Annotated in this window: 12 protein-coding genes; 7 read left to right on the plus strand and 5 right to left on the minus strand. The window is 70.4% G+C overall.

Annotation, left to right across the window (positions count from 1 at the left end; all coding sequences use genetic code 11):
• Window positions 1-133: 133 nt before the first annotated feature.
• The 3 genes from AC5Y7V_RS08665 (at window position 134) to AC5Y7V_RS08675 (ending at window position 3,262) form a co-directional block, all read left to right on the plus strand.
• Window positions 134-892, plus strand: coding sequence for an STAS domain-containing protein (locus tag AC5Y7V_RS08665; protein ID WP_499879583.1), 759 nt, complete (start codon window positions 134-136; stop codon window positions 890-892).
• A 136-nt stretch (window positions 893-1,028) separates the two neighbouring features.
• On the plus strand, window positions 1,029-2,192 hold the full coding sequence (locus tag AC5Y7V_RS08670) for a glycosyltransferase (RefSeq protein WP_499879667.1): 1,164 nt from the start codon (window positions 1,029-1,031) through the stop codon (window positions 2,190-2,192).
• Window positions 2,174-3,262, plus strand: coding sequence for a helix-turn-helix transcriptional regulator (locus AC5Y7V_RS08675; RefSeq protein ID WP_499879668.1), 1,089 nt, complete (start codon window positions 2,174-2,176; stop codon window positions 3,260-3,262). The genes AC5Y7V_RS08670 and AC5Y7V_RS08675 overlap by 19 nt, the downstream gene beginning before the upstream one ends.
• 6 nt (window positions 3,263-3,268) lie before the next feature.
• Here the strand turns inward: AC5Y7V_RS08675 and AC5Y7V_RS08680 are convergent, their stop codons facing one another.
• The gene (locus AC5Y7V_RS08680; RefSeq protein ID WP_499879584.1) at window positions 3,269-4,627 is read right to left on the minus strand and encodes a flavin monoamine oxidase family protein; all 1,359 of its coding nucleotides are present in this window, start codon (window positions 4,625-4,627) and stop codon (window positions 3,269-3,271) included.
• A gap of 158 nt (window positions 4,628-4,785) precedes the next feature.
• Here AC5Y7V_RS08680 and AC5Y7V_RS08685 point away from each other — a divergent pair, with 158 nt between their 5' ends.
• The gene (locus tag AC5Y7V_RS08685; RefSeq protein WP_499879585.1) at window positions 4,786-5,712 is read left to right on the plus strand and encodes an alpha/beta fold hydrolase; all 927 of its coding nucleotides are present in this window, start codon (window positions 4,786-4,788) and stop codon (window positions 5,710-5,712) included.
• A 4-nt stretch (window positions 5,713-5,716) separates the two neighbouring features.
• On the opposite strand, the gene AC5Y7V_RS08690 is transcribed toward AC5Y7V_RS08685, so the two are convergent.
• On the minus strand, window positions 5,717-7,066 hold the full coding sequence (locus tag AC5Y7V_RS08690; protein WP_499879586.1) for a flavin monoamine oxidase family protein: 1,350 nt from the start codon (window positions 7,064-7,066) through the stop codon (window positions 5,717-5,719).
• A gap of 80 nt (window positions 7,067-7,146) precedes the next feature.
• On the opposite strand from AC5Y7V_RS08690, the gene AC5Y7V_RS08695 reads away from it, so the two are divergent.
• The gene (locus AC5Y7V_RS08695; RefSeq protein WP_499879587.1) at window positions 7,147-8,133 is read left to right on the plus strand and encodes a TIGR03617 family F420-dependent LLM class oxidoreductase; all 987 of its coding nucleotides are present in this window, start codon (window positions 7,147-7,149) and stop codon (window positions 8,131-8,133) included.
• 3 nt (window positions 8,134-8,136) lie between these two features.
• On the opposite strand, the gene AC5Y7V_RS08700 is transcribed toward AC5Y7V_RS08695, so the two are convergent.
• A complete protein-coding gene (locus tag AC5Y7V_RS08700) occupies window positions 8,137-9,252 on the minus strand; it encodes an Rv3169 family protein (protein WP_499879588.1) in 1,116 nt (371 codons plus the stop codon).
• Window positions 9,252-10,388, minus strand: coding sequence for a phosphotransferase family protein (locus AC5Y7V_RS08705; protein WP_499879589.1), 1,137 nt, complete (start codon window positions 10,386-10,388; stop codon window positions 9,252-9,254). The genes AC5Y7V_RS08700 and AC5Y7V_RS08705 overlap by 1 nt, the downstream gene beginning before the upstream one ends.
• 44 nt (window positions 10,389-10,432) lie before the next feature.
• Here AC5Y7V_RS08705 and AC5Y7V_RS08710 point away from each other — a divergent pair, with 44 nt between their 5' ends.
• Window positions 10,433-11,035 (plus strand): TetR/AcrR family transcriptional regulator, encoded by a 603-nt coding sequence (locus AC5Y7V_RS08710; protein WP_499879590.1) that lies wholly within the window; start codon window positions 10,433-10,435, stop codon window positions 11,033-11,035.
• Window positions 11,032-11,904 carry an SDR family NAD(P)-dependent oxidoreductase gene (locus AC5Y7V_RS08715; RefSeq protein WP_499879591.1) on the plus strand — a complete coding sequence of 291 codons (873 nt, stop codon included), beginning with the start codon at window positions 11,032-11,034 and terminating at the stop codon, window positions 11,902-11,904. Before AC5Y7V_RS08710 ends, AC5Y7V_RS08715 begins: the two co-directional genes overlap by 4 nt.
• Here AC5Y7V_RS08715 and AC5Y7V_RS08720 read toward each other — a convergent pair.
• A complete protein-coding gene (locus AC5Y7V_RS08720) occupies window positions 11,901-12,506 on the minus strand; it encodes a class I SAM-dependent methyltransferase (RefSeq protein ID WP_499879592.1) in 606 nt (201 codons plus the stop codon). The two genes, AC5Y7V_RS08715 and AC5Y7V_RS08720, sit on opposite strands and share 4 nt — an antisense overlap.
• Window positions 12,507-12,516: the final 10 nt, after the last annotated feature.

Raw genomic sequence — 12,516 nt, forward strand, 5'->3', positions numbered from 1 at the left:
ACCTAGCCTTGATGGGGGTAGTCGAGGGTGGTGATCGACACGATAAGTGAGAACGGCGAATTGCGCGGAGTGGTCCTGCTCTCCCGCCTGGCCGCCGGGCTCTCGCCGCGTGCTCGACTAGGGGGTGGCACAGGTGGTTGACCCGCGGTTGGCTGTCCGCATCGAAGCAGCACCCCAGCACGACGTGTCGATCCTCGTGATGGACGGGGTGCTGGACAGCTCCACGTATCGGACCGTCCGCGACACGGTGATCAAGGCCGCGCTGGACGAGCCGCGCGCGGTGATCGTGGACGTCAACCGGCTGTCGGCGCCGTCGGCGTCGGCCTGGACGGTATTCACCAGCGCCCGTTGGCACGTGAGCGTGTGGCCGGACGTGCCCATTCTGCTGGTGTGCGCGGAGCCGCAGGTTCGCCGTGCGATGGCCTCCAGCGGCGTGACCCGATACGTGCGGGTGCTCCCCACCCGGCCGTTGGTGCTTCACGCCGCGCGGGACCAGCCCTTGGCCAGCCGGCGGCGGGCGCGCAGCCAGCTGCCGTCCGGTGCGGAAAGCGTCGGCATGGCCCGTGCCATGGTCACCGACTGGCTCACCCTGTGGGACGAACGCGAGCTGATACCGGTTGCGGCGACGGTGGCGACAGTCTTTGTCGAGAACGTGCTCGATCACACGCAGAGCGCCCCGGTGTTGATAGTCGAGAGCCAGCGGGACACCATCACGGTCGCGGTGGAGGATCGCAGCGACCGCCTGCCGGGGCGCCACGAAGATTCCGACCGGGGCGCGGAAATCGCGTCCGGGTTGGCCATAGTTTCTGCGCTCTGTCGGGCGTGGGGGGCGACGCCGACCTCATCGGGCAAGACGGTATGGGCGCTGGTCGGTCGCGGAAACCTGCTCTGAGGGCCGCGAGAGCCCCGGAGGTCCACGATGCGAAATACCGCGGCTTGCGGCGAAGGGCGCGAAATCCGGCGTTTCGCCGGACGTAAGCGGGGTAGCTATTGAATTAGGCGCGGCGCGCAGACGGAGGGTGGCCGTGGTGAAGGTTGCAATCGTCACCGGTGACGACATCGTCGGCGACGACGCTGCGCAACTTTGTGCCGCGCTCGCGGCCAGGGGGCATCAGGCGACGGCCTACGTCAGGGGCCAGCGCGGGATCCGCGTCGGTCCGGCCGCGGCGGCGCCCGCGCCGGCGGTTCTGCCTTATATCGGCGACTGGGCGCGCGCACTCGAGCGCCTGTGGTCAGTGGACCAACCGGAAGTCGTGCACGCGTTCGGCTGGCTGGGTGGGTTGGCCGCCCAGCTGGCCGCGCGACGGCTGCGGATACCGATCGTGCAGAGCTTCCAGGGTTTGGCCGTGATGTCGCGTTGCGGCGGTGTCGCCGGCGCGCAGCACGGGCGCGAGCGCGAACGCATCGAGCCGCTGTTGGCGCGTGGCGCCTCCTGGGTGACGGGCGACTGCACCGCCGACGCCGACGTGCTGGCCCGGCTACGACACGGGCGGGCTCGAGTATCCATCTTGTGCAGTGGCGTCGATGTCGAGCGATACAGCCCGGTGGGCCCCGCGGCCGCCCGCGATGCCCGTCACCGCATTCTCTGCCTCGCACCGAATCCTTTGCCGGACAACGGGTTCGACGTTGTTATTCGGGCGCTTCCCAAGGTCGCCGGCGCGGAGCTCGTCATCGCCGAGACCGCCGCCAGCGAGCCCGAGCACGACCAGGCGCGGGCCCAGCTGCAACGTTTCGCCGCCGAATCGGGCGTCGCCGACCGGGTCCGCCTCGCGGGCACGGTCGGCGACGATGAACTGCCGGCGCTGCTGCGATCCGCCGACGTGGTCGCGTGCACACCCCGGCTGCCACCGCGGGCGACGCCGGTGCTGCAGGCCATGGCCAGCGGGGTGGCCGTCGTCGCGCTGCCGGTGGGTGTCCTGACCGACGCGGTGGTGGACGGCGTCACGGGGCTGGTGGTGTCGCGACGCAGCCCCGCCGCCGTGGCGGCGGCGTTGAGAAGCCTTCTGGCACAGAGCTTTCAGTGTGACAGCATGGGCGCGGCGGGAAGAAGCCGCGCGGTCTCCCGCTTCTCCTGGGAGCGGATAGGGCTCGACGCGCTGAACATCTATCGACAGCTCGTCTCGCACACTTCGGCCCCCGTCGCACTCACGGCGGAAGGAGTGGCGGTGGGACGATCGGCCGACCTGCCATGACGGCCGTCGCCGACGACGTGGCGCCTGGCGCCGTCGGTGTAGCGGGCGAACCCGACGAGATCCAGATCGACCTGCGGCCCGCCGTCGCGCGCGACCCGGCGCCGATCCAGAGCGCGGCGGCGGTCCGGTACGAGCAGTTCCGCACCGTCCAGCCCGACGCTATGCGTCGGTTCTTCGCCGGCGCGTACACGCCGGGCTGGCGCGTCAGCGGCCTCACGAGCCGCTCGGCAGTCACCCATCGGCGCTGTGCGGCAGAGTCAATGGCGATCGACGAGGTGCTGATCCACGGCCCGGCGGTCTTCGAAATCCCGCCGGCCGAAACCCGGGCCGAGAGCGTAGTCGTGATCCAGCCCCGGGCCGGGGCGTTGACCGTGACGGGTGGGCCGTTCCTGAACGTCGACTGCCCCGTCCTGGTCGCCCATGGCATGTCGTGTGCGCTGCAGGTGAACGGCGCGCGGTTCGACGTGGTGACCATCGCGCCCGGGGCGTTGCGCAAGGTCATCGTCGACTGGGAGTCGCCGCTGTCGCAGCACGTCCGGTTCCTCAACTGGCGCCCCCGGTCGCGGGGCGCCGTGCGCGCGTGGCACCGGGCGCTCGATTACGTCACCGCCACGTTGGCCGCGCCCGACACCGCCCAGCAGCCGATGATCGTGGCCCCGCTGGCCCCGCTGCTGGCCGGCGCCCTGCTCGAGTGCTACCCGTCCAACGTGACCGAACAGGACCTCGAGGGTGACCCGTGGCTGCCGGAAACGCTGAAGGAGGCGTTGGCCTTCATCCACCAGCACGCCGCCGGCGACGTGAGCATTAACGACATCGCCGGGGCCGTGCACCTGACACCCAGGGCAGTCCAATACCTGTTCCGGCGTCATCTCGACACCACTCCCACCGAGTACATGCGTCGCGTCCGGCTGCATCGCGCGCACCAGGAGCTGCTTGCCGCCGAGCGTGCCGGCACCACGGTCACCGAGATCGCCCAGCGTTGGGGCTTCGCGCACACCGGCCGGTTCGCGGTGCTGTATCGGCAGACCTACGGCCAGAGCCCCCACGCCACGCTCCAACAGGTGACGTAGCGGTTTTCACCCGCTCAGCCGGTGCATCACCTGGCCCGCGGCGTATCGGCCACTGACCAAGGCGCCGGTGACGGTGGCCGGATTGTTGACGCCGACGGCCTCGCCCGCCAGGTAGAGCCGGTCGCCGATCGGCTCGGCCAGCCGGCGCCGGTCGGCCAGGCCGGAACCGGGTGCGTGGAACGAATACGAGCCGAGCGCGTAGGGATCCACCGTCCAGTTCGACGTCCGCACGTCGACCGCGGCGCCCTCGCCGCCGAACAGCTGGCGCGCGATGGGCAGCGCGCTGGCGAGCAGGTCGCCCGGTGCGGCCGACTCCGCCCACCGGCCACGCTCACCGGCGTTGAACGCCAACACGATTGGGCCCGCGACGCTGGGCAGCGTGAACCATTGGGACCAGAGTTGTGACCACCCGCCCCGCTCGCCGCCGATGTACTGGTAGAAGGCGTTCTCCACGTCCCACGTGCGCCGGGCGAAGCGAAAGTAGCTCTTGGACAGCACGCCGAATCCCAGCGCCTGCACGGCCTTTCGATGCTCGTCCGGAAGCGGCGGGTCGAAGCCGATCGCGCCGGACTTGAGAACCCCCAGGGGAACGGTGACGATCGCGGCGGGACCCTCGAACGAGCGGTCGCCGGCCCGCACCACGACGGAGTTGTCGCGGCGCGCGATCGCGGTGACGGGCGTCTTGAGTTGGATCGGCAGACCCTCGGCGAGCAGCCGGGGCAGGGCGTCGTAGCCGTTGGTGATCACGTCCTGGTCGCCGTCGGCGTACTCGCCGCGGTCAAAGGTCTTGGCGGACAGTTGATCCACGCCGGCGGCGTACTCGTTCTCGATCTCGGAGGTGAGGTAGAAGGCCAATTGGGCGCGCTCGGAATCGGCGAGTTCGGCGCGGGTGGCCGCGGCGTCGACGGCGGCGCCGAGGCTCCCGTCGTCGACGCGGCCGCGCGCCCGTTTGACGAAGGTGCGCCAGGTGTGGGGGTCGTAGGCCAGCGGCGGGAGCCGCGGATCGACGGCCAGCTTCGCCCACCCGTAGTAGTCGGTCGTGGCGAGCTGCGCGCGTGCCCGTTGCGCCAGCTCCGTCAGCGGATTGTCGGTCGTGCCATGGATCCAGGACGCGCCCATCTCGAGCGGCGCGCCCCAGCCCCGGTCGGTGTACACCCGCCCGCCGATGCGGTCGCGGGCCTCGATGACGCGCACCGGCCATCCCGCGTCGGCCAGGCTGCGGGCGGCGGACAGGCCGGCCATGCCGGCGCCCACGACGAGCACTGCCTTGTTGTCTGGCGGGGGCGGTGGGCCCGATGCGCAGCCGGCGGAAAGCCCGCCGCCGACCAGGCCGGTGGTGGCCGCGAAGAACTCCCGACGGGACATCGGGTACACGGCTGTCAGCGTCTCACAAGTTGTTGCACGATCGTGCCCGAAATCGCCGCGTGTAATGGGCCGTTTTCACCAGTTCGTCGTTGAGGCGGGGCTACACTTCGCCTACGTCCGGAACTGGCGACGGGGCCGTGTTCGAAGGGGGAACGGCGATGAGTGCCGAGCTGCCACCAAGCCGCACCCTGACCGTGCGAGCGGCCGACGGGACTCCGCTGCACGCCGAGGTCTTCGGCCCACCCTACGGCTATCCGATCGTGTTCACGCACGGGATCACGTGTGCGATCCGCGCCTGGGCCCACCAGATCTCGGACCTGGCCACCGACTACCGGGTCATCGCGTTCGATCATCGCGGCCACGGGCGTAGCGGCGTGCCCCGGCGCGGCGGCTACAGCCTCGAACACCTTGCGGCAGACCTGGATTCGGTGCTCGAGGCGACGTTGGCGCCGCACGAGCGCGCGGTGCTGGCCGGGCATTCGATGGGCGGCATCGCCATCGCCGCGTGGTCGGCGCACTACCGCGACAAGGTCCGCCGGCGCGCCGACGCCGTCGCGCTGATCAACACCACCACCGGGGACCTGGTGCGAGAGGTGAAGCTGCTGTCGGTGCCGCGCGAATTTTCGGCGGCGCGGGTCCTGGCGGCCCGGGGTCTGATCACCGCGTTCGGCGGGTTTCCCGTGCCGGCCGCGGCGCGTATCCCGAGCCGCTACGTGGTCGCGATGCTGGCGGTCGGCAGGGACGCCGACCCGGGCGCGGCGCGGGTCGTCTACGAGCTGTTCGCGCAGACCTCGCCCGCCGGGCGCGGCGGCTGCGCCAAGATGCTCGTCGACGCGCTGGGGTCGCGGCATCTCGAATTGGACGGGCTGACGGTGCCGACCCTGGTGATCGGCAGCGAGCGCGACCGCCTCACACCGATCGGCCAGTCCCGCAAGATCGCGCACACCGCGCCCAACGTCGTCGGCCTGGTCGAGCTGCCCGGCGGCCACTGCTCGATGCTGGAGCAGCCGCGCGAGGTGAACCGCCACCTGCGGGCCCTGGTGGAATCGGTGGCACACACGCGGATGCAGCGGATCAGCTCATAGCGGATCAGCTCAGCAGGGCGGCGATCTCGGCGGCCGCCCGCTGCCCGGACCGCACGGCACCGTCGAGAAACCCGGTCCACTCGTCGGCCGTCTCGGTCCCGGCCCAGTGGATCGGCCCGACCGGCTCGCGCAGCAGCGGCCCGAACCGTGTCCACGAGCCCGGCGGTACCGCCGCGGTGGGGCCGCCGGGAGCGAAATCCTCTGCGCCCCAACGCTGGTCGACGTAGTCGAGGGGCTTGAGCGCGTCGTCGCCGAACAACGAGGCGAAGCAGCGCAACGTGTGTTCGCGGCGCTGCTCGGTGGGCAGCGAGTCGAAGGCGCGGGCGTCGACGAAGCCCATCAGGATGCCCGGGCCGTCGGGGTGCGGGCTGACGTCGAAGGTGATGAAGACCGGGCCCGTGTCGGACAGCGCCTGCCCGGAAAACCCGTCGGCCCGCCAGAACGGCGTCTCGTAGGCCGCGTACGCCTTGCTGAGCCGGCCCTGCGGCCAGTGCCGGGCGAGTTGCTCGTATTCGGCGGGCAGCGGGGGAGCGAACTCGATCGACGCGCGGTGGGCCGGTGGGATCGCGACGATGACGAACCCGGCCTCGGCCGAGCCGGCGTCGGTCGTGACGGTGACCCCCGCGCCGTGCCGCTCGATGCGGCGGACCGGCGCGCCCAGCACGACGCGCGCGCCGAGTTCGGCCGCGGCGGCCTCGGCGATCTGCTGGGTGCCGCCCGGGAAACGGTCCTGCTGAGCACCGTTTTCGACGTCGAGCAGCGGATCCAGGCCGCCGGCCGCGTGCACGTAGCGGGCGGCGTGCAGCATCGACACCTCGTCCGGTTCGCACCCCCACGTCACCCGGGCCACGATCGCCATCAGGTCGTGCGACGACGCGGACGCCCGCACCGAGCGCAACCACCCGCCCAGCGACATGCCATCCAGCTCGCGCGCCCGGCGGGCGTCCCAGGGCGCCGCCACCGGGACGGTGCGGGCGATCCGCTCGAACTGCCAACGCAGCCGGCCGATGTCGAGCAGCCCGGTCAGCGACACCCGGGGAATCGTGCCGCGGTAGGGGCGCGCCCAGCCGCGCCAGTGGATCACGTTCTTGCCGTCGTGGTGGGTGGGCGTGGTCGGCACCTCGAGCTCGGCCGCCAGCGCCAGGACCGCGGTTTGGGTCGGGCCGACGAAGGTGCCGCCGAGGTCGGCGGGCAGCCCGGCGACGCTGCCGGTAAAGGAGCGGCCGCCCACCCGGTCACGGCCCTCGAAGACCAGGACGTCATGGCCCTGGCGCGTCAGCTCGCGCGCGGCGGCCAGCCCGGCAAATCCGGCACCGACCACGACGACGTCGACGACCGGCGGCGGCTTTGTCACGTCGTCTAGTCAACAGCATTTTGACGGTTTCGTAGGATAAATTTCCATTGCCGGTCTAAGTACGCGCTCAAGGTGGGCAGATGAAGGTCTTCACGGCGTTGTACGGGCCGGTGGACGCCGCCGGGCGCGCGCGGGCGCTGCGCGACGCGGGGGCCAGCGGGGTCGCCACCTTCGAGGGTCAGCACGACGTGTTCGCCCCGCTGACGCTGGCCGCCACCGTCGGCGGCCTGGACCTGATGACCAATGTGGCCATCGCGTTTCCGCGCAATCCCATCCACCTGGCGCATCAGGCCAACGATCACCAGTTGCTGAGCGGGGGGCGGTTCTTCCTCGGCCTGGGCACCCAGATTCGCCCGCAGATCGAGAAGCGATTCGGCGCGCAGTTCGAGCATCCGGTGGACCGCATGACCGAGTTGATCGCGGCCCTGCGCGCGATCTTCGAGGCCTGGAACACCGGCGGCCGCTTGGACTTTCGCGGCGACTACTACCGGCACACCCTGATGACGCCGACGTTCAGCCCCGGCCCGAATCCTTACGGTCCGCCGCCGATCTATGTCGGCGCGCTGGGGCCGCGGCTGACCCGCGCCACCGCCGAGCACGCCGACGGCCTGCTGGTGATGCCGTTCGGCTCCAAGCGTTTTCTGCACGAGCACACGATGCCCGCGGTGCGCGACGGCCTGCGCGCGGCCGGCCGGCGGCCCGAGGAGTTCGCCGTCATTCCCGAGATCATCGTCTCTTCGGGCTCGGATCACGCGAGCACCCGGCGCCTGCTGGGCTTCTACGGGTCGACCCCGGCGTACCGGCCGGTGCTGGCCGCGCACGGCTGGGGGGACCTGCAGCCCGAACTCAACGCGATGTCCAAGCAGGGCCGCTGGGAGGAGATGGGCGGGCTCATCGACGACGAGATACTGCACACCATCGCCGCCTGCGGGACGCCGAAGGAGATCGCCGCCCACATCCGTGATCGCGTGGACGGCGTCTCCGACACGGTGTGCCTATATCAGCCGTCACCGATCGGGCTGGAGACGCTGTCGGAGATCGTGGACGAATTGCGCGAGTTGCGCTGACGCTTACGGCGCGACCGTCAGCCAGTCGGAGAAGCCCGACGGGTCGTGGCGGCCCAGCGCGCCGTGCTCGTAGAGCCCCCAGCCCTCCACCGGATCGCCGTCACCGTCGCGGCACACCGCGCGGCCGACGTGGTCGATTACGCCGAAGCCGGACCGCCCGATGATGGCTGGGTCGGTCATGTCGTAAGTCAGTCGCTCGACGAACTTTTCGCCCTTCCACATGCCGTGCAGCCAGTCCGAGTCGCCCCCATAGCCGCCGCCGACGTGGATGGGAACGGGCAACTTGGACTCGACGTCGAAGTGGACCGGGGTGCCGTCCGGCGCGGTCGCGTCGATTGTCGCGCCGGTCGGGATGCGGGTGCCGGAGCGGTAGTGGATCTTGACCCGTGGCCAGCCGAGCTGTTCGACGCGGCCGTCGCGCCACACCCGCGTGCAGTCGTTGAGCGAGCGGAAGCCGTTGGGCTCCTCCTGGATGATCAGCACGATCGCGAACTCGTCGAAGGCCATCGGCACGTAGAGCCACCACATGCCCTCGAACGGCGGGTCGGCGGGCCGGCCCGCGGGCTCGGGCTCGCCGATCGGCCGGATGCCCCAGGACCGGTCGCGGCTGCCGAGCCAAGTCGCGGGGTCGACGGGGATCTCCTCGCCGTCGATGGCGATGCGTCCGCTCCAGCTGCCCAGCTGGGCGAATCGCTGGGCGTCCAGCGTCACCCGGTTGCCCGACCGCATCAGGTGCGGCTGCTCCTGGACGACGTCGAACAGGCCCTCCCACGTGAGATCGGCTGCGATGCCCTCGGTTTCGTCGAGGACGATGCGTAGTTTGCGCAGCGGGTCGATGACCTCGACCCGGTAGCTCATCACGTTCTGGTTGAGCCGGTCCTGGTCGATGGCGTCCGACACGTGCACCGCGGTCTGGGTGTCTCCCCGTCGGACGAGGAAGTAAGCATCCTTCACGCCGAGGTTCGGGTAGTAGCCGATGCCGGTGATCACGAAGATGTCGCCGGTGCGGTCGTGGGCGTTGAAGTACGAGCGATCGTAGAAGTTGCGGTCCGAGGAACCGGCCCACGCTATCGGTTGGGGAACCTGGTGTACCGGAAACTCGTCGAGCGGTCCGAGCATTAGTTGTCCTCTCCGATCAAACGCCGCATCAAACCGGCGTGGTAGAACAGCGATTCCACATCGTCGGGTTTCTCGGTCTCACCGAAGTGCACCCGGCGCGCGCCGGTGCGCATGAACACGCAGGCCCACATCACGCCGGAGTAGACGTAAAACCAACGCAGGTCGCCTAATTCGGCGCCGGTGAGTCGCTGGTAGGTGGCGCGGACGTCCTCCTCGCGCATCACATCGGGCAATCCCGGCAGCCCCGCAAGGCCGGTGAGCTCCTGAAACACCATGTGTGCGTAGATCATCCACGCGACATCGAGCTCGCGTGGCCCGAGCGCCACCATCTCCCAGTCCAACACCGCCACCGGCGCGAAGTCGCGGTAGAGCACGTTGCCCACCCGGGCGTCGCCCCACAGCAGCACCGGCGCGCGCGCGGCCGCTTCGTCGGGCCAATTGTCTTGCAGCCATGTCAAAGTGCGCTCGATCAGCGGCGAGCGGCCGATATCGGGCACCGCGAAGTCATACCAGGACTTCACCCAGTTGAAGTTCTTGCGCAGTGCGGTGTCGCCGGTCTGGCCTTCGGCCAGGAACCCGAACGTCTTCTCCGCGTCTGGAATGGCGTGCAGCTTGGCGAGTACCTCGACGGTGGCGTCCTGCAGTTGGCGCTGTTGTTCGACCGGAGCGTCGGCGAACCAGTTGCCGCCGAAGGTGTAGGGCATGACGTCGGGCGGCACCACGCCGTCGACGTAGTCCATCACGAAGAACGGGGTGCCCAGCACCTCGCCGGTGGTCTCGATCCAGCGCACCCGCGGGACGGGCACGTCGGTGAGTTCGCCGACCTTTCGGATGACCTCGAATTGGTGGTCGAGCCGGTAGGTGGGGAACACCTGCACGTCCTCGACGGTCGGCGCCACCCGGGCGACGAGCTTCTGTTCGATCGGCTGCCCGTCTTGCCGCCAGCGAGCGGTCAGGATGATGGTTTCCGACGACATGCCGGTCGAGTCCACGCCGCTCTCGACGATTACCTCGGGTACCACCCCGCCGGGCAGCACCGTCGACAACCACTTCGACATCACCGCCGGCACGGTGCTGACGTCGCGGCTGGAGCGCTGAAGTCGCTCGACGTTGTCCGGCATTGGTTCGTTGGCCACACGCGCCCCCTTCTCGAGGCAATTACGATACGGTAGGTAGCGTTATGAAAGCAGACCCACCCACCCTTGACAAGGCCGCCGGTGCCGGCCGGCCCCGGGATCCGCGTATCGACTCGGCCATCCTGTCGGCGACCGCGGAACTGCTTGTGGAGATCGGCTATTCGAACCTGAGTCTGGCCGCGGTGGCCGAGCGCGCCGGGACCACCAAGTCGGCGCTCTATCGCCGGTGGTCGAGCAAGGCGGAACTGGTGCACGAGGCGGCGTTCCCGACGGCGCCCACCGCCCTGCAGGCCCCGGCCGGCGACATCGCCGCCGACGTCCGGATGATGATCGAGGCCACCCGGGACGTGTTCACCACGCCGGTGGTCCGGGCGGCGCTGCCCGGCCTGGTGGCCGACATGACCGCCGATCCCGCCCTGAACGCGCGGGTGATGTCGCGCTTCGCCGGCGTGTTCACGGCGGTGCGGGTGCGGCTGCGCGAGGCCATCGACCGGGGCGAGGCGCACCCCGACGTGGACCCCGACCGGTTGATCGAGTTGATGGGGGGAGCGACCATGCTGCGGATGTTGCTACGCCCGGAGGAGAAGCTGGACGACACCTGGGTGGAGCAGACGACCGCCATCGTCGTGAAGGGGGTGACGGGATGACGGGGCGACTGGCGGGTCGGGCCGCGATCGTCACCGGCGGCAGCCGCGGCCTGGGCCGGGCGATCGCGCTGGCCCTCGCGGCCGACGGCGCGGCGGTGGCCGTCGTCGGGCGCACCGAACAGGTCTGGGACGACCGGCTGCCCGGGACCATCGGCGAGACGGTCGCCGAGGTCGAGGCGGCGGGCGGCCGGGCCGTGCCGATCCGCGCCGACCTGACCGACCGTGACGACGTCGCCCGGCTGGTGGGCGAGGCCCGAGAAGCGTTGGGGCCCATCACGATACTGGTCAACAACGCGGCCTTCACCGCGCCCGGGCGCCCGCCGGTGCCCGGCGCCCAGCCGCGACCAAAGCCGCCCAAGGCCGCCGGTGGTGCCGGCAAGCCCGCCTGGCCGGGGTTCGTCAGCACGCCGCTGCAGGCGTTTCGCCGGCATTTCGACATCGCGGTGTTCGCCGCCTACGAGCTGATGCAGCTGGTGTGTCCAGACATGTTCGACGCGGGCGGCGGCTCGATCATCAACATCACGTCGGTCGCGTCGCGGATGCCCGGTGACGGGCCCTACGCCGACCGCAGCGGCGGGGTCCTGCCGGGTTACGGCGGATCCAAGGCGGCGCTCGAGCACCTCACCCAGTGCGCGGCCTACGATCTGGCCGACCACAACATCGCGGTGAACGCGCTATCGCCGTCGAAGCCGATCCTCACGCCGGGCCTGGCCTACTACGCCCGCGAATTCGTGGACACCGCCCCCGCCGACGAATTCGCGCGCGCGGCAGTCGAATTGGCCCTGGTGGACCCGGCCGTGGTCACCGGGCGCACCATCGGTCACCTGAACGTGCTCGACGGCAGCTTCTCCCCGTTCACGTTGGGCTAGACCGGCTTGGTAGCCGTGACGCCGTTGATGATCAGCGCGTACAGCCGATGCCATTGCGGGGACCGGAATCCCGCGCGCAGCAGCAGAGCCGTGGCCCGGCCCCTGGTGCGGGCCTTGCCGCGACGGCTGGTGGCCAGGGTAGGCAGCAGCCACAGCGAGAACTGGTCGACCAGCACCAAGTGACCGCCGGGGCGCAGCACCCGTGCGCATTCGACGAGGCCCGCCTGTTGATCGGTCCAGTGATCGAAGGACGTCGTGCTGACGACGAGGTCGAAGGTGCCGTCGGGGTAGCCGAGCTGCTCGGCCGTGCCGACGGCGAAGCTCAATCGATCGTCGTCCCCCAAAGCCGTTGCTGTGGCGATCATTTGCGGCGCGGCGTCGACGCCGCAAAGCCGCTCGGCCCCCGGGTAGCGGCGACCGAGGGCGCGCAGCAGGTAGCCCGTCCCGCACCCGACGTCCAGCACGCGACCGGGCGAGGCGCTGGCGGCCACCGCGAGATCGGCGGTGCGCTCGGAGATCTCGTGGTGCAACCGGCCGCGCCAACCGTGGTCGTACTCCGGCGCTCGATCGTCGAACGCCGCCAGGTCGCGATGCGGCGGCATCCGCCAAGTC

The sequence above is a fragment of the Mycobacterium sp. NGS34 genome, assembly GCF_059812845.1.